Consider the following 720-nt stretch of genomic DNA (forward strand, 5'->3'; position numbering starts at 1 on the left):
GGTGAGTATGACGTTTCCATGCGCGCCATTGACGCTAATGGTTTTGAGGGTGTCGACTCCGTTACACGCATAGCAGTGGACATTGGCACAGAGCAAGCAAAACTCATTGCGCCGCTTGCCAAAAGCATACTTGATAGTACCAAACCTACATTTAGCTGGAACTTTGTTAAACCGGATACGCTCGGAAAACTACAGATTTCCAAAGACAAAGGTTTCAACCTGCTAATCAGCCAAACAGACTTTGATGCAGCGCAGCAGATTGCACCAAGGAAAGCATTGATGCCCGGCTCATACTATTGGCGCGTAGTATCGCTTGCAGATGACGGCGAAACAGCGAATAGCGAAGTGCGTAACTTTTCTGTCCGCGGTATATTGAAACCCGTGAAGATTCTAAGTGTTAACTATATCGACAGCCAAGTTGGCCTGTTCTGGAATAAAGTAGACAATACCCAAGCCTACATATTGCAGGTGTCTGATAGCAAAAGCTTCGAAAACATTCTGAAAGAACAGACCATTGCCAAGGCTCGAGCCCACCTAAGATTAACACCTGGAAAGCGCTATTTCGCTCGGGTTAAGGGAATTGGCAACGAACTATTCAGTTCAGACTTTGGCCCAATCAAAGAGCTATATATTGAAAATGAATAATATGTTGCCTTGCAACAATAATGTTCGTACTGTCATCGGCGCATATCATTTTTTCACATGACAGCGAACATTTTT

General features: G+C 44.3%; 1 pseudogene. It reads left to right on the top strand.

Going from position 1 to position 720, the window contains the following annotated elements:
- Positions 1-645 (top strand): annotated as a pseudogene (locus A3735_RS30535) (hypothetical protein); the annotation flags it as partial.
- Positions 646-720: the final 75 nt, after the last annotated feature.

It is taken from the genome of Oleiphilus sp. HI0061 (assembly GCF_001635675.1).